General features: G+C 66.5%; 15 protein-coding genes and 1 pseudogene. 4 read left to right on the forward strand and 12 right to left on the reverse strand.

The features are described 5' to 3' along the window. Window positions 1-528: 528 nt before the first annotated feature. Both LXT12_RS26300 and LXT12_RS26305 read right to left on the reverse strand, forming a co-directional pair. Window positions 529-849, reverse strand: a pseudogene (locus LXT12_RS26300) (IS481 family transposase); the annotation flags it as partial. A gap of 116 nt (window positions 850-965) precedes the next feature. Next, the gene (locus LXT12_RS26305; RefSeq protein ID WP_233395448.1) at window positions 966-1,238 is read right to left on the reverse strand and encodes a hypothetical protein; all 273 of its coding nucleotides are present in this window, start codon (window positions 1,236-1,238) and stop codon (window positions 966-968) included. Between LXT12_RS26305 and LXT12_RS26310 the strand changes: the two genes are divergently transcribed. After that, window positions 1,233-1,712, forward strand: a complete 480-nt coding sequence (locus LXT12_RS26310; RefSeq protein ID WP_233395449.1) for a hypothetical protein — start codon at window positions 1,233-1,235, stop codon at window positions 1,710-1,712. The two genes, LXT12_RS26305 and LXT12_RS26310, sit on opposite strands and share 6 nt — an antisense overlap. On the opposite strand, the gene LXT12_RS26315 is transcribed toward LXT12_RS26310, so the two are convergent. Next, window positions 1,702-2,949 (reverse strand): tyrosine-type recombinase/integrase, encoded by a 1,248-nt coding sequence (locus tag LXT12_RS26315; protein WP_233395450.1) that lies wholly within the window; start codon window positions 2,947-2,949, stop codon window positions 1,702-1,704. The genes LXT12_RS26310 and LXT12_RS26315 overlap by 11 nt on opposite strands. A gap of 88 nt (window positions 2,950-3,037) precedes the next feature. Between LXT12_RS26315 and LXT12_RS26320 the strand changes: the two genes are divergently transcribed. Both LXT12_RS26320 and LXT12_RS26325 read left to right on the forward strand, forming a co-directional pair. Then, the gene (locus LXT12_RS26320; RefSeq protein ID WP_233395452.1) at window positions 3,038-4,081 is read left to right on the forward strand and encodes a DNA-binding protein; all 1,044 of its coding nucleotides are present in this window, start codon (window positions 3,038-3,040) and stop codon (window positions 4,079-4,081) included. Further along, entirely contained in the window at window positions 4,078-4,440 is a 363-nt protein-coding gene (locus LXT12_RS26325; RefSeq protein WP_233395454.1) for a hypothetical protein, read from the forward strand. Before LXT12_RS26320 ends, LXT12_RS26325 begins: the two co-directional genes overlap by 4 nt. Before the next feature lie 17 nt (window positions 4,441-4,457). Here the strand turns inward: LXT12_RS26325 and LXT12_RS26330 are convergent, their stop codons facing one another. From LXT12_RS26330 to LXT12_RS26365, 8 genes are all read right to left on the reverse strand, one after another. Further along, window positions 4,458-4,688, reverse strand: coding sequence for a hypothetical protein (locus tag LXT12_RS26330; protein ID WP_233395455.1), 231 nt, complete (start codon window positions 4,686-4,688; stop codon window positions 4,458-4,460). A gap of 65 nt (window positions 4,689-4,753) precedes the next feature. Continuing rightward, window positions 4,754-5,194 (reverse strand): TIR domain-containing protein, encoded by a 441-nt coding sequence (locus tag LXT12_RS26335; RefSeq protein WP_233395456.1) that lies wholly within the window; start codon window positions 5,192-5,194, stop codon window positions 4,754-4,756. A 55-nt stretch (window positions 5,195-5,249) separates the two neighbouring features. Then, entirely contained in the window at window positions 5,250-5,660 is a 411-nt protein-coding gene (locus LXT12_RS26340) for a hypothetical protein (RefSeq protein WP_233395458.1), read from the reverse strand. 18 nt (window positions 5,661-5,678) lie between these two features. After that, window positions 5,679-6,161 (reverse strand): TIR domain-containing protein, encoded by a 483-nt coding sequence (locus LXT12_RS26345; RefSeq protein ID WP_233395461.1) that lies wholly within the window; start codon window positions 6,159-6,161, stop codon window positions 5,679-5,681. Continuing rightward, on the reverse strand, window positions 6,136-6,765 hold the full coding sequence (locus LXT12_RS26350; protein WP_233395462.1) for an SLOG domain-containing protein: 630 nt from the start codon (window positions 6,763-6,765) through the stop codon (window positions 6,136-6,138). The genes LXT12_RS26345 and LXT12_RS26350 overlap by 26 nt, the downstream gene beginning before the upstream one ends. A gap of 2 nt (window positions 6,766-6,767) precedes the next feature. Then, window positions 6,768-7,904 (reverse strand): toll/interleukin-1 receptor domain-containing protein, encoded by a 1,137-nt coding sequence (locus tag LXT12_RS26355; RefSeq protein ID WP_233395464.1) that lies wholly within the window; start codon window positions 7,902-7,904, stop codon window positions 6,768-6,770. An 8-nt stretch (window positions 7,905-7,912) separates the two neighbouring features. Continuing rightward, entirely contained in the window at window positions 7,913-8,413 is a 501-nt protein-coding gene (locus LXT12_RS26360; RefSeq protein ID WP_233395466.1) for a toll/interleukin-1 receptor domain-containing protein, read from the reverse strand. Between the two features lie 142 nt (window positions 8,414-8,555). Continuing rightward, entirely contained in the window at window positions 8,556-12,923 is a 4,368-nt protein-coding gene (locus LXT12_RS26365; RefSeq protein ID WP_233395468.1) for an NACHT and WD repeat domain-containing protein, read from the reverse strand. Between the two features lie 325 nt (window positions 12,924-13,248). Here LXT12_RS26365 and LXT12_RS26370 point away from each other — a divergent pair, with 325 nt between their 5' ends. Next, window positions 13,249-13,950: a helix-turn-helix transcriptional regulator gene (locus LXT12_RS26370; protein ID WP_233395470.1), complete on the forward strand. Its 702-nt coding sequence runs from the start codon at window positions 13,249-13,251 to the stop codon at window positions 13,948-13,950. Between the two features lie 200 nt (window positions 13,951-14,150). On the opposite strand, the gene LXT12_RS26375 is transcribed toward LXT12_RS26370, so the two are convergent. Beyond that, a partial coding sequence (locus tag LXT12_RS26375; protein WP_233395471.1) for a hypothetical protein occupies window positions 14,151-14,470 on the reverse strand: 320 nt, incomplete at its 5' end.

The following is a 14,470-nucleotide window of genomic DNA, read 5'->3' on the forward strand; positions in this document are numbered from 1 at the left end:
CGAGGCGGGCTGAGGAGGCTCACCGCTACAGTTGTCCACAGCCGGCATCAGCCGATGCCGGCCCCAAGCCCTGGGTCAAAGTTCAATCGGCAGGGTGGGTCAAATTTAGATCGGCGCCAACACTCCTGTGATCAATGAAAGCGATGGGCGAGACACGGCAAGACCTGACACCCAATGTGCCGATCAAGCGCAACACAGCACCCCAGCGGATGAGACCGCTAGAGCCAATCGGAACTGATCAACTACCGGAAATTGCGTTCAATGGCTGCGAACGCAGCGCACGCAAAAAGCGACGGGACGGCAAGACTCTCGCTTAGACGAGGCATGACAAACCTCCTGTTCAGATGACTGCTACGACCATCTCTGCGGTCTGCAACCGCGTGGCCCGCAACTCTTGGAAATCTGGCGCGATCAACGCTACGCCCCCGTTTTGCGGCCGTCAATCCCGTCAGGTTGTGCATGCCACGACTCATCCTCAATCGGCATTTCTTTCTCGTCGACAGTGCGTTAGCTGGTGAGGAACGCGGGCATCTGAACGAAGCCCACGCGCGAGTGGTCATCAATGGCCACGTGGGCAAACTCCCAGCCCGCACCGTCCATGGAGTCAGGCCGGCCGCCGGTGACGCGGTGGCTGGGGTGCACGATGCGCCCATGCTTCTTGGTATCGATGTGCAGCAACTCGCCCGGCGCCTCGCGCTCGTGGCGCAGCACCGGCTTGGGCTCGTCCAGCGACTTCAGGCTGGACAGCCCGAGCTTGGCCAGCGCGCGGCTGATGGTGGTGACGCTGCGTCCGACCTGGGCGGCGATGCAGCGCATTGGCATGCGAATGCGCCGCAGTTGGCCGCCTCTTGCCTCGCCACCGCCTCTTGCCAGTGTTCTGGCACTGTTTGGCTGAGGCACCGCGTTCCAGGCCGGTGCCGGGCGGCGTCCTGCTCTTGGCCCTGCGGCCAAAGTAATAGACGCGTTCAGCCGACCGCGGGCGCCTTGACTTTGGTTTTTCCAGCCGGCGCTGGCGGGCTGATCCGGGCCAACAGTTCCGTAATCATGTCGCCCTGCGACTGCGACTGCGCCGTGGCGGTGGCACCCGACAGCCGCCGCTCCAGTTCACCGTTGCGCTGCTCCAAGTCGGTGGCCCGAGCGCGAAGGGTCTCGTACTGCTGGGCCGCCTGATGAGCCTGGGGGTGTAGTACCTCTCCACAGTCGGTCCGGACGCGTTCGACACCTCGCAGCGCATGCATGAGGACTTCGATGCTGTGTCCGGCCGGCCGTCGAAGCGCAAGCGGCTTGATCGCATCGACACCGGCGTCTTCGACGTGCTCCGCGCCCGGCTGAAACACCCAGTGATCGAGAAGGTGTGCACGATGGTCGACAAGACCGTCGCCCATGCTGAGCGAATCGACCCGAAAGGCCCCGCTGTGCCGATCGCAACGTTCAACGATGTCGACGAGGCGCTCGGGCGCATCGTGCGCGTCTGCCAGTTCATCTCGTGGAACTTGCTGGCCGAAGGGGGGTTCTCTTCGGTCATGGCAACGCCCCAACTCAACGTGCTGGAGCACCTGGACCAGCCTTGGTGCCAGAAAACCACGCTCCCCGCGCTGCACGAATACTGGAATGCGCCGAGCCGCGCGATGGATGAATGGGGCAACTCCGCAGAGGAGGAACTGCTGGCCAAGACGGCTACGACACCTACTGGGGGGCCCGCTACCAGCTGATTCGGTGGGACGCGTTCACGGCGTCATGGCGAGCGTCGTCCTCGCCATGCACGTAGATGCTCGTGGTCGAAAGCGTCGTGTGGCCCAATGTGTCACGCACATGGCGAAGGTCGATGTCGTTGGCCAAGTTGGACCCCGCGGTGTGACGTAACCAGTGCGCCGACGCCGCGCTGAGCTTGTCGGCCTGCTCTTGGCCTCGGCCTTCGTTCACCCAGCGGCCGGCGGCTGCGGCGAAAACCTCCTTCAAGATGCCGTGCACCGCGCTGCGCGTCATGGCTTCTGGCCACACCGAAGCGGGGTGGGTTGAGCGGCGCCACGCAACGGGGAAGACCAATGGAGACGGCTCACCTGGCTGTGGCAATTCGGGCAGCTCCAGCGCGCGCCGGTAGGCCATCAACTCGACCATCAGCTCATTCGTGGCCGGCACCATGCGTTGTTTGTCGCCTTTGCCCAGCACCTCCAGCCACCAGCGCTGCTCGCCGCTCTTGTGATTCGAACGCATGTAGAAGTCGCCCATCCCGTTGCCGACCACCTCTGAAATGCGCAGCCCACCAAGGAAGAAGAGGCTGAAGAGCCAACGTGCGCGCGCGTAGACCGCGCGCTGGCGCTGCGTTTCCTGGGGCATCGCCAGGATGGTGCCGCGCACGGCCTCCCAGAGGTCGGTTTCAAGGAAGCGCGTGACGCGCGGCTTGGGCGCCTTGCCTCGACGCTTGCTCAGCGACAGCGGGTTCCCAGCCAAGTAGCCTGCCTCAACCAGCCAAGAGAACAGCGAGTTGAGCACCGTCATCGCTTGGCGGGTGGAGGCCTCGGAGAGCGGCCCGGCGAAAGGCCGCCAGTCGGGACTGCGCCTGCCAGCCTTGCGTCCAGGCGCCATCACCCACCGCGCGGCCGGCTGCGGGTTAGCCAGGAAGCGCCGGTACATCAGCAGGTCCTCGTGAGAAAGCGAGGAAAGCGGCTTCGCCCGTTCGCCAATGCTCCACAGAAGCAGGCGCTCGGCCTCGCGACGGCTGTTGGCCAGTGTGTTGGGGCTGTCGGCAAATCGGGCCAGCCATGCGAGCACCGCTTCCTGATCGGTGGACGCCGAGATCTGCTGGTGACCCGATCGCGAGCGGTTCGAGCCCGCGCGGCCGGACAACTCATCCAGAACGACGATTTCGCCGAGCGGGGCGAGTTCGGCGTGCGCCAGGGCACCCGTCGAAGTCACTTTTTCGGTCTCACGCATTTCGATCGGCCGCATTTCAGAGAATTTTGACACTATAGGAGTAATGTCAAAAGTTCAACTTTGAAAGTTGGATTCACAACGTATTACGTCGTAATATCAACGAATGAGCGCCGAAACTGAGATCCTGGCCGAAGTCGAGGCACTGAAGGCCAAATTCAGCGATACAAAAACGTTGTACCGCGAAGTTTGCGTGCTGCTGTTCTTCAGGTACGGGATCACGCCGACGGCCAACAAGCTCTACCAGTACGTGCGGCGCGGCTCGATGAACGTGCCGGCCGAAGAGGTGGGCAAGTTCTGGGACGACCTGCGGCACCGGGCACGCGTCGACATCCAGCATCCGGACCTGCCGGAGCCCATCAAGGCCGTGGCGGCCGAAGCCATCGCCGCGCTGTGGAGCCAGGCCACGGAAGCCGCCCGTGGCGAGCTGGCCGCCGCCCGGCTGGAACTGCAGGCCGACGCCGAGCGTGCCCAGCAGGCGCAGGCGGCCGCCGAGCAGGCCTTGGCCGAAGCGCAGGCCAAGACCGAGGAGATCCGGGGCCAGGTGGTCCAGATGCAGGAGTGGCTCCAGCAGGCCCAAACGGCGCTGGAGGCAGAGCGCCGCGCGCACGCCGGCACGCAAGCGCGGGTCCAGCAGATGCTAAGCCAGCTGGAAGACGCGGGACGCCAGCAGCAAGCGCTGCAGGACGGCTTCGCGGCCGAGCTGGCCAAGGCGCGCGATGCTGTAGAGGCGGCCAACGACCGTGCGGCTGGTGCCGAGCGGCGGGCGCTGAAGGAGATCGAGCAGGAACGTCAGGCGCGCGGCCGGGCCGACAACGCGGCCGAGGCAACACGCCAGAAGCTGGCCCAGGTGGAGGCCGCCGCTCGCGAGCAAGCCGTCGAGCATGCAGCCAAGGCCACCCGCCTGGAGATCGACGCCAACCAAGCCAAGCTCGCCCTGGACAATGCCGTCAAAGCTCAGGCCGGCCAAGAGGCGCAGGTCGCCGAGCTGCGGCGGCAGCTCACCGACAGCCAGCAGGCCACGTCGCGCTACGAGGCAGAGGCAAAGACCTTGCAGGCCCTGGTGGAGCGGTTGGCGCCCGTGCCGGCACCCGACACCAGCACACCCGCGCGCCAGGGGCGCCGCAAGGTCGGGTCGAGCGGCACGTGAGCGCGGCGGAGGAGGGCGCCGCCGATCCCAAGCTGGTGGCGGCGGCCAAGACCACCAAGGACCTGGACGAGCTGGTGCAGTTGATCCGCACAGGCCTGGGCCGCGCCAAGCCGTGGCAGCGCCAACTGGCGGCGCGCCTGGGCGACATCGACGGCCTCATGCAGGTGATGCGGCTGACCATCGCGATGGACAAGCCGGACGTCGAGATCGTCGCCTCGGCCGAGGCCGTCGCCGGTGCCTGCCGCCGCGCCGCAGCGTCGCTCGCGGGCAGCCGCGCGGACTATCCGGCGCTGCAGGCGGTGGCGCTGGTCGGTGATCTTGGCGAAAGGCTGCGATCCGCTCTCAACACGCTGACTTAGCGCCTTGAAAGGGGCCGTCACCCTGCCTTGCGGCGCAGAGGCTTTGGCTTCGCTGCCCCTCGGGGCTTAGCGGCGGCCAGCGGCTTTGGCGAGCCTGCCATGAGACCCGCCGTGTGCCTCGGCTCGGTCGCACTGAGCGCAAGGACCTGGTCGCGCGTCAGACCGGTCGCGAACACGCGCGCGGCCTTCTCCGCCAGCTCGTTCGAGATGGTGACGAACTTGCCGGGGGCGATTCGAATCCGCTTCATGCTTGCATATGCCCAGCCCGGGACTTTAGCCATCAGTCGGGGGGCGTGCCGGAGACGGGGGCTGACTACTTGCCGGCGGCCTTCGCTGCGGCTTCCACCCAGGCGCCCAGGTTGTCGCGCCCCTTGTCCTTGTTCCAGCGGTAGTGCTCGTAGTCGGGCACGCGCAGCGAGCAGCAGTCGGTGGTGTTGTTCTGGCCATCCTCGATCTTGCTGATGTCGATGGTGAGGATGCCGTTGCCGCGCTTGATGCTCTGAGCGATCTCGTACTTGACCCACTTGCTCTTATCGGTCTTCTCGCCGACCAGCACGACGGTGACTGTCGTGCCGTCCAGTTGATCGTCAATCCAATCGCGGATGGCGTCCTGGCCTTTCTTCTCGACCTTCTCGAAATCGGCCTTGTCGATGAAGCCGGACTTGAGCACGCCCCCAATGACGTTGCTGTTGCGCACGTTCATGGCGCGATAGACGTCGTCGTACTTGAAGCTGAAGAAGACTTTGCGAGCCATGTTTCAGTCCTTTGCGTGAGCTGGCGGTGTCCTGCGCGGCGGGGGCGTGCCGCGTCTAGCGGAGGGCGATGGCAAGCAAGATCATGACCAGGGCCAGCCCGACGTAGTAGGTCAGCAGCGTGCGGGAGCACACCGCCGAGAACCAGGTGTTGCGCGGGTCATGCTTGTAGGGTTCGATGCTCATCGAGAAGTCGATGTCTTCTTCCTTGAGCTTGCGCACGTGCTCGTAGAGCGACCGAAAGCGCCGCTCCATCGAGAGGAAGTAGCCGTCCAGGAACCAGAAGATGAAGAGCGGGAAATAGGCCACCACGATGTAGGCCTTGTTGGCGTCCTTGGCGGCCAGCGCAAAGAGCGCCGCAATCAGCGTGATGCTCCAGCCCTTGAGCAGGAACAGGTTGCCCGACATCCGGCTGATGGACGCCTGGATGAACTCGAGGTGCTTGTGCTTGTTGGAGATGTCGGACATGGCGTGGCGGCCTGCGGCCTATCGACGGCGGGCGACGGCGTCATCGACCCAGCCCGCCAGGTTGTCTCGGATGTGGTTGTAGGTGCCGATCGCCGGCGGGTCATAGACCGGCGGCCGCATGACGTTGCCGTTGCTGTCGCGGAACACGAACTGGTCGAACGGGTTGGTGCCCTTGGCGCAGGTGCCGTGCCGGGGGCAGTTCAGGTTGTGGATGTGGATCCCCAGCAGGCCGCGGTTGTCTGACCAGGCCTTGCGGATCTCGTGCTGGACCCACGGGCGCACATGGGTCTGGGAGCCGATCAGCACGACCACGCAGCGCTTGTATTTCATGTTGTCGTCGATCCAGCGCTCGACGGCGGCGGCGCCGCCGCGCTTGACGGTCTCCCAGTCGTTCGGGGACACGGGCTCGTCGCCGTCGATCATGCCCATCTGGCGGATCTGCTGGACCCGCATGACGTCGTTGTCGAAATGAAAGCTATAGAACACCGGCACTCGTGCCATCGTCTCCTCCTTGGTCGGCGCGGGCTTCCCGCTTCTGGCTCGGCCGGATGCCCAGCCCGCCGTACAGCAGCGCCACGAAGTCCAGCGGCGCCAGGTCGTCCGGGGGCTCGTAGCCCAAGTCCGCGGCGAGCTTGGTGGTCGCGCCGCCGGTCTGGGCGATCGGGATGCAGGTGGCGTTGGGCCAGTACTGCGTGAACAGCTTGTGCTCGTCCAGGATGCCGTGCATGCCGCCGATGAACACCGCCGCCTCGAAATCTGTGGACGTGAACATGGCCTTGCGCATCTCCAGCAGGCTCGCTTCCTGGTCCTCACCGACGGCATCGATGAGCCGCACGTTGGCGAAGTACTTGTTCTCCGCCGGCAGCACCTTCGTGAACAGCTTGGACTGGAACAGCTCGACGGCGATCGTGTACTCCACGCCCACCGCCTGGGCGGCCGACCACAGCAGCGGGGTGATGGCGGGATGGCCTCCCCAGACGAGCTTTCTGCGGCCGAGCACCACCTGGGCCAGCGCGTTGATGGCGGCCTGGATCTCCTGCGGCCGGCAGTCCAGGCTGTAGGGCTCGCGCGTCGGCACGCTCGCGGACAGGAAGATCGCACCCACGGCTAGCTCTCGATCTCGGCCAACTGCCAGTCGGCCTCTCGGCTGCGCAACCACTTGACGGTGCCGACCCGGCTGGCGAGCCAGTCCAGGTGGCGGCACCATTCCTTGCTGATGCCCAGGTGGTCATAGATGACGGCAGCCGCGCGCGAGTCGCTCAGATCGATGCAGTCATGGACGTCGACCGAGGTGGGCACGCCGACGACGGGGTAGGCGACGAGCGGGTTGCCGGAAGGCAGTTTCAGGATGACCGAACGCTTCGGGCCGACACCCTCGACGCTGCCGCCCAGGTCCTTGATGGCGGTGCGCAGCGTGCCGACCATGTTCGAGTGCCGCAGCGCCACGCTGACGCTGCGCACGCGCTCCAGCTCCAGCGCGACGTCCGCGAGCACCTCCGGCGTCAGGCGCGTGCCGTTGAAGTCGGCCTCGGCCAGCTTCTTGGACGTGGCCAGGTGGGACTCGCGCTCGGGCGTGTGCCCGGGCCAGACCAGCTGCAGCATGGAGATGTGCTTGGAGATGGCACGCCCCCACTCGACCGTCGTCCAGCGGCTCTTGAAGTAGCCCGGCGTGTCGAGCATGACCAGCACGTCGGAATCGCACAGCCGGTGCCAGAGGGCCGCCTGGAAGTCGGCGGCCACCGAGACCGAATGCGTGTCCAGGAACACGTCGAAACGACGCGCCGACAGGGCCTCGAAGAGCTGCAGGGCGACGTCGGCGGATTCCTCGCGGCGGTAGCTGACGAAGACCCGCCGCTGGGCCGGCAGCAAGCCCAGGCACTGCAGCGCCGCCGTGACGACACGGCGCAGGTGGGTGTCGGCCGCGTCGTGGAACATGGCATTGATGCTGCGCAGCGCGGCGGGCAGCTCGACGCTGACGCGGGCGGCCGCGCTGACGATGGGCACCACCGGCACGCCGAGCCGGGTCAGCCGGGCGGCCTCCGGGTACTCGGCCCCCTCGGCGCCGAAGAAGACGGCCACCGTGGCGGTGGTGTCGCTGAAGTCGTCGGTGATGCCGCGGTCGACCGTGTAGTCGCGACCGCGCTGCAGCCCGAACAAGGCCAGGCACTCGTCGAAGGTGGCCACGAACGCCGCAGCCTGGTCATCGCTCGGCGCGCCCAGCAACAAGCATTGGTAAAGGGCCATGCCGCGTCCTAGAAGCGCAGGTTGCGAACGGACGTGCCCTGGCTCGAACCCGCCTCGAACAGCAGCAGCTGGCTGAGCGAGTTGGCGTCCAGCCGGCGGTAGAGCTGGAGGTATTCGTTGCCGTAGGTACCGCGGCCATCAGATGTGGGCACGATGGCGATCTGGTTCAGGTTCTTCTTGCCATCGGCGTAGCCCAGCTCCCACGGACACCAGCGCGACGCCTTGGCGTTGGCGGTGGCCAGGAACAGGAACCAGTCGCTGTTCACGATGCGGCTCTGGATGCGCCTGGCCGTCTCGCGGTCGGGCGTCTCCGGCATCGCGCCGTCCTTCCAGTCGATATACAGCTCCACGCCTTGCTCCGCCAGCCAGACCTGCAGGCCTTCGGCGGGTTCCTTGTCCAGGTGGCTGTGGCACAGAAATGCCGTGGGCTGGCGACCGTTGAACGGCTGTGATTTGCGCAGCGGTTGCCGCTGGGCGGCGCGCTGCAGGTCCGATTGAGCGAGTGCCATGTGATCTCTTGTCTTATCCCTGTGCAGCCACAGTAACCAAATGTTTAGCGCGGGTCAATTCGGGGCGCGCGGAGGTGGGCTGGCGCGTCGCCAGGCCGCCCGTGTTGCCTGGCGGCGAGCGCGACCTGGCAGGCCGGCGAGGTCAATGGCCTGGCTTGGCGTTGGCGCCGCGCCGCACGATGACCCCGTCCTTGACGGTCAGCCCGGTGGCCTGCTCCGAGCCCGCGAACAGCTGGGCCGGGTCTTCCTTGTCGACCTTGAGCATGCTCTCCAGGTGGATCACGCGCACGATGCCATCCAGCCCGCCGTAGGCCAGCCGGTCTCCCTGGTCGTCGAAACTCACCCACCAGATCGTGCCGCCGTGGCCGCGCAGGCTGCGCAACCAGTGCAGGTCGTTGGCGTCGTAGATCTCCACGCTCGGGCCGACGCCGCCGGCGGCCACCCAGCCATGCTTCGCGTCGTAGGACACCGTGTTGATCGTCGGGTTGACCTCGGCCGCCTTGTCGGAAGTGGCGGCGTCCGCCGCGCGGGGCGTGCTGGTCCAGCCGCCGTCCTTGGCCGGGGTCCAGCGGCGCACGCGGCCGTCGGCGTGCCCGGACAGGATGGCGTGGGGCGAGCGCATCAACGCCACGCTCCAGACGTTCAGCTCACCCGGGTGCTCGGTGTTGATGCGGTCCGTGACGGCGAGCTTGCCCGTCTCCCGCACGACGATGGCTTCCTTGGAGTCGCCGGACACGAGCCGGTCGGCGGTGGCGTCGCACGCCAGCGCATAGACGCTGTCCTGCAGCTCGCCCTTGGGGGTCTCGTCGAGCAGGCCCCAGTCGGACGTGCGCCAGCGCTTGATCTGCACGTCCGGGCTCTGGTTGCTGCTGGCCAGCCAGCGGCTCTGGCGGTCGAAGCACAGGCCCCAGATGATGCCGAGGTGCGCCGGATCCTTGCTGGGCATGGTGACCTTGGGCCAGCCCGCCTTGCGCTCCCAGACGTGGATGGCTTGGCTGGTGCCCGCGGCGGCCAGCCAGCGTCCATCCGGGCTGAAGGCCAGGCTGTTGATCGCCTCGCCCTCGACCTGGGGGTCCAGGATGGTGGGCTTGCCGAAGCCGGTGTCCCAGACCCGCACGCGGCCCTTGTCGCCATCGCCTGCCGCGGCAAGGGCCTTGCCGGTCGAATCGAAGGCGATGTTGCCGACCGTGGCGCCGCCGTTCCACAGCCGGGCGACGACGGGGTTGCCACTCACCGACCACACGCTCCAGCCATGCTCGCCGCCAACGTGGATGCCGTCCTCGAAGCGCGGCGTGGCCACCGACCGCACGATGCCGTCGTCAGACTGGATGCGATTCATCAACTGCCAGGTAGCTGCGTCCCATAGCGCCGCGGAGCCGTCGCTCGCGCCCGAGCTGAGCAGGTGCCCATCCTCACTGTAGGCGATCGACAGGATCGTGCCGTCATGGCCGGACAGGGTTGCAACGGTGGGCACGCCGTTCTCCTTCGTCGCCAGAGTGAGATCCCAGATGCGCACCGTGCGGTCGTGGCCTCCGGTGGCTAGTCGTTTCCCGTCCGGACTGAAAGCGATGGCGAACACCGAATCGCGGTGGCCGCTCAGTTGGTACTTCGCCTCCGGTACTGCGCCACCGCTCGACGCAACGGTGCTGATCGGAACCAGCATGTCGGCCACCTGCCAGACCCGCGCCGTGTAGTCGCCGCCGCCGGAGGCGAGCATCTTCCCGTCGTGGCTGAAGGCGATGCCATGGACGTTGGGGGCGTGGGCCCCCTCGCGCTGCCAGAGCAGGCGCAGGCTCGCGCCCGACGGGTCCCACAGCGTGAGCTTGCCGTCCTCGCCTCCGGTGGCCAGCCAGGGCTGGCGCGGATGGAAGGCGAGGGCGGGGATGCGCTTGGCATGGCCACCCGCCGCCGCGGTGGCGGGCAGCTCCCGCGGCGCGCCGGCTGGCTGGCCATCACGCAAGGTCCACAGCCCCACGTGGAATGTCGTTGCGTGGTCCGCCGACCAGGACACGGCGAGCTGGCGCGCACCGCCAGCGTCCTCGCTGAAGGCGATGGCATCCACGGTCAGCACTTGGCTGGGCAAGGCAGCGTGCCACAGCACCTTGCCATCGGACGCCGACGCGATATTCAGCGCGGGCGGCTTGCCATCACGAGGCGGTTGCACCGTGGCGACCAGGTTCCCGCTACGGTTGAACACCGTGAACACGAAGCTGGTTTCTTCGGGAGAGCGGCCGAGCACTCTGACGCCTCCTAGCCGGGCCGTCAGTAGGAGTTCGCGGGTAGCGGCAAGATCACGCAGCTTCAGCGCAGCCGCAGCAGCAATCTCGGCGCGCGCGTAGTCCATCCGCGACAGCGCGCCCTTCGATTCGACGACAAGTTGAGCGGCCTGCGTCGTTCGAGCGTTCGACGCGACCAGAGCCCCGGTCGCCATCGCCACGACGGCCGCTGCAGCTAAAGCGTAGGTGCGGCGCTTGAGGCGACTCGCCGCGGCACGCGACGCGTCGATGAATGCGAGCATCTGGCCGCCCAACACGTCGCCCATCTTGTCCTGCAAGGCAGAAGCGCCGGCCAGAAGGGCACCCGTCGCAACATGTCCACTCTTCTCATGGTCCAGCGCGCGTTGCCAGTCGATGACCATCGGTTCCAGCGTATGGCGGACATGGATCAACGGCGCGTGCTCGGCGATCAGCGTCGACGCCCGCGGCCAGGTGCGCAGGAAGGCGTCGTGGACCGGCCGGATGAAGACCTTGCCGCCCACCTCCTGGCTGGTCAGCAAGCGCCGGTCGATCAGCGCCTTGACGAGTTCGGCGCGCGACGGATGCGCGGCAACGAACTTCTCCCGGTCCACCGGCGTCACGATCGGCAGCGCCACCCCTTGCTCGTCCACGACCACGTCGCTCACCATGGCAGCCAGCAAGCCGCGCAGTTCCCGCTGCGCGGCGGCGCCGAGCGCGCCATAGGCGGCGTCGGCGGTGTTCTCGACGGCTTTGGCGATCCCCGGGTAGTCGTTGAACTGCAGCAGGCCGTCGTTTCGCGTGCCTTCCGCTTCGAACAGGTTCTGCAGCGTCATCTGCAGCAGCGGCAGCGCATCGCCGCCCTGCACATCGCCGACCAGCACATCCGCGAGGGAGCGACCTTCCTTGGTCTCGAACGCCAACAGTGGGTCGCAGGCGTGGACCGGCTTGTTGACGATCTCCACCAGTTCTTCATGCGACGGCGGCAGCAGGTTGTAGATGCGGCCACCGCCCCGCTCCAGCAGCGCCGCCAGATCCCCGTTGTTCAGGAACTTGGCATAGGTGTCGCTGCGCAGCGCCATCACCACGGTCGCCAGCCGCTGCTCGACCAACACGCGGATCACAGCGCCGAACTTGACGGCCAGGTCGGCAGGCGCTTCCAGCAGCACGCGCTCGACCTGGTCGACGCAGATCAGCAGGCGCGCCGGGCGAGGCTCGTCCAGCTGGTGCGCCTGGGCATAGTTCGCGGCGATGCGGCCCAGCGCGTGGGCCACGGTCGCCTGCGCCACGTCCGGGTCGACGAGCGCGGAAGCCAGCAAGGCGGGTTTGTTCAGCTCCCCGGCGGCCAGCTCGGGCCCCAGCGCCTCAGGGGCGAACAACGCGTCCGCGAGACTGCGCAGCGGGTCCGCGCTGGGAACGACGAGGCATGAGCGCCACGCTGCCACTTTTGGAAAGCTGCCGGGCAGCGTGATGCGCTGGCGCAGGCCGGCGCGCAGCACCGACGATTTGCCGGCGCCGCTCGCGCCCACCAGCAGCAGGAAGGGCACGCCGGTGGTCTCCGACAGCTGCAGCTTGGCGACGGCGCGTGTCACGTCGGCGTCGCGGCCGAAGAACACCTTGGCATGCCCGGCGTCAAATGACTCCAGGCCTCGGAACGGCGACCCTTGGGTCTTGCGATCCCAGGTCCGGGCCAGCCGGGCGACACCGTGCTTTTGCAGCCACTGGCGCATGCACCCTTCGACCTGCTGCTCGAAGTCGTCGGTGTCGGCGAACTGCTGGAAGGCGCCGACGTTGCGGCCGCTGGCGTCGCGGGTCCAGCGGTCGAGCACCGTCTGCAGCGCCCGGTGCTGGCCCATCTGCTCCTCGGCGTCGGCCGCCGTGTACAGCACCGCGGCCGTCTTCCTGAAGAGGTACAGCTCCGGCTTGCCGGTGTTCTGGGCGAGTTGCCGCGCCGCCTCGTATTCCAGCACCGTGCCGCTCTCGTACGGCGCGCCGTCGTCACGGGACCAGGCGAGGGGGTCCAGCTCGGTGCCGACCCGCTTCCAGACGACGCAGACCACCATGTCGGTGCCGGCCAGGCCGTCCATGGCCTTCATGATGCCCTGCTGGAAGGAGGCGCCGGCCACGTAGAACTTGTCGTTCCAGCGCTGCACGTCGACACGCGCGCGGCCGGCAAATTCGCCATTGAGCCGCTCGGCCACGACGGCCACCCGCGCTCGCTCGGGTTCAACATCCGAAGGCGAGGACACGAACACGCGAAGCACCACTTCCGTCATCCGCTGGTCCCAGTGTTTCAGCTGCGACAGTCTGCCCGATCAAATGCAGCAAACCGCGCATTCGTCGAGCGGTACGCATCCGCGCGTTGACGTTGTTGAGCTACGTCCCGCTAACCCGGCGGGAATGAACTCCGAACTGACCGCGTTGCAGACGTCGCCTCGGTTCCCGCGAACCGATCTGGATGGCGTCGTAGCCATGCAGTGGCTGTCCAACGCTCGGCGCCGCGGAGCCGTTGCCTGCGGGTTACTGTCGGTTTGCTGTCGTGTTCGCCGCCGCCCGCGGCTCGCACACTGGACGCACTGCTGAACACCGAAGGACGACGCCATGACGACCGCCGATGACACCGAGTCCCCACCCCGCCTTCTGACCGATGCCGAGATCGGCGGCTGCGTGCGCGTTTTCCGTGAGCTGCATGGCTGGTCCCAGGAGCAGCTGGCCGAGATCTCGGGCCTGAGCGTTCGCACCATCCAGCGCATCGAGAAAGGCCAGCCGGCGAACCTGCACACCCGCCGCGCCCTGGGCCGCGCGTTCGAGTTCGAGGACGTCGATGCCCTGAACAAGCCGTTTTCAATTCCCACCGAGGCGCAGCTGAACGCCCGCAAGGAAAAGTTCGACCGGGAGCACGTGACCTTGACGGCCCATCCGGTGACCACCGGCCGCCAGTTGGCCACCCTGGTGGAGAACCACATGATGGACCTGTCGGAGCCGGGCTTTGACATGGAGCGCGAGGCGGCCGAGGCCTTTGCCGTGCTCGTCGACTACATCCACGACTACCGCGACTGCGCCAGTGACTATGCGCAGACGATGAAGCTGGAGGTCTACGACGAGCTGCAGTCCCAGATCGATGCGCTCAAGGAGCTGGGCGTGTCGCTGCGCTATGCCGAACGCAGGCTGATGCTGACCTTCGGCAACGACTCGCCCGGCGCCAAGCCCATGGCGACCAGCGCCCTCTACCTGGTCGGCTTCCGCCTGGGCCACGAGCCCGACAGCTTCGTCACCCCGCGCAAGGCGGGGATCAAGTTCTAGGAAGCCGCAGGTTTTTTGGTGCGCGAGCGCGCGCTGGCCCTGTCGTGACGCAAGACTAGGCGTAGCCGAAGACCCCCCGGAACGAGCTTGAAGCGCTGCAATCGCGATCAAGAGGGGACTTGCCAGCAACTTGGAACGCAACGACGTTGTCTACGAACTTTTTTCTGGAACTGATGGATTGCTCAAAAAAATTCTCGTTGCTAGAAATCTTGTTGCTGAAGAAGTTGCCAACAACGAACACCAGAGAAGCTACCAACACGCGCACCAGAAGTTCGCAACTCACCAACAACAACGTCGACATCGTCAACAACATCAACTTGGCAACTCACCAACATAAAAACATCCGCATCGTCAGCATCATCAAAAACAGCGCCACTAATATTTCGCGTGAACGAACTAGTCAGACCTGCAAAATCCATTTCGGCGCAACGCGTTGACGGGGCAAGTCCGGCGAGCAGTTCGCGTTCATGACGGGCTCGGCAGCGGCTGACGCGATTGAGCAGCATTGGCGCCGAGAACG

The sequence above is a fragment of the Pelomonas caseinilytica genome, assembly GCF_021353235.1.
Taxonomy (GTDB): domain Bacteria; phylum Pseudomonadota; class Gammaproteobacteria; order Burkholderiales; family Burkholderiaceae_C; genus Pelomonas; species Pelomonas caseinilytica.

Bases quoted from the DNA above. Each gene is read 5' to 3' on its own strand.
- LXT12_RS26310 (WP_233395449.1), top strand. From the start codon at position 1,233: ATGCATGAGGACTTCGATGCTGTGTCCGGCCGGCCGTCGAAGCGCAAG.
- LXT12_RS26305 (WP_233395448.1), bottom strand. From the start codon at position 1,238: ATGCATGCGCTGCGAGGTGTCGAACGCGTCCGGACCGACTGTGGAGAG.
- LXT12_RS26315 (WP_233395450.1), bottom strand. From the start codon at position 2,949: ATGCGGCCGATCGAAATGCGTGAGACCGAAAAAGTGACTTCGACGGGT.
- LXT12_RS26320 (WP_233395452.1), top strand. From the start codon at position 3,038: ATGAGCGCCGAAACTGAGATCCTGGCCGAAGTCGAGGCACTGAAGGCC.
- LXT12_RS26330 (WP_233395455.1), bottom strand. From the start codon at position 4,688: ATGAAGCGGATTCGAATCGCCCCCGGCAAGTTCGTCACCATCTCGAAC.
- LXT12_RS26335 (WP_233395456.1), bottom strand. From the start codon at position 5,194: ATGGCTCGCAAAGTCTTCTTCAGCTTCAAGTACGACGACGTCTATCGC.
- LXT12_RS26340 (WP_233395458.1), bottom strand. From the start codon at position 5,660: ATGTCCGACATCTCCAACAAGCACAAGCACCTCGAGTTCATCCAGGCG.
- LXT12_RS26345 (WP_233395461.1), bottom strand. From the start codon at position 6,161: ATGGCACGAGTGCCGGTGTTCTATAGCTTTCATTTCGACAACGACGTC.
- LXT12_RS26355 (WP_233395464.1), bottom strand. From the start codon at position 7,904: ATGGCCCTTTACCAATGCTTGTTGCTGGGCGCGCCGAGCGATGACCAG.
- LXT12_RS26360 (WP_233395466.1), bottom strand. From the start codon at position 8,413: ATGGCACTCGCTCAATCGGACCTGCAGCGCGCCGCCCAGCGGCAACCG.
- LXT12_RS26365 (WP_233395468.1), bottom strand. From the start codon at position 12,923: ATGACGGAAGTGGTGCTTCGCGTGTTCGTGTCCTCGCCTTCGGATGTT.
- LXT12_RS26370 (WP_233395470.1), top strand. From the start codon at position 13,249: ATGACGACCGCCGATGACACCGAGTCCCCACCCCGCCTTCTGACCGAT.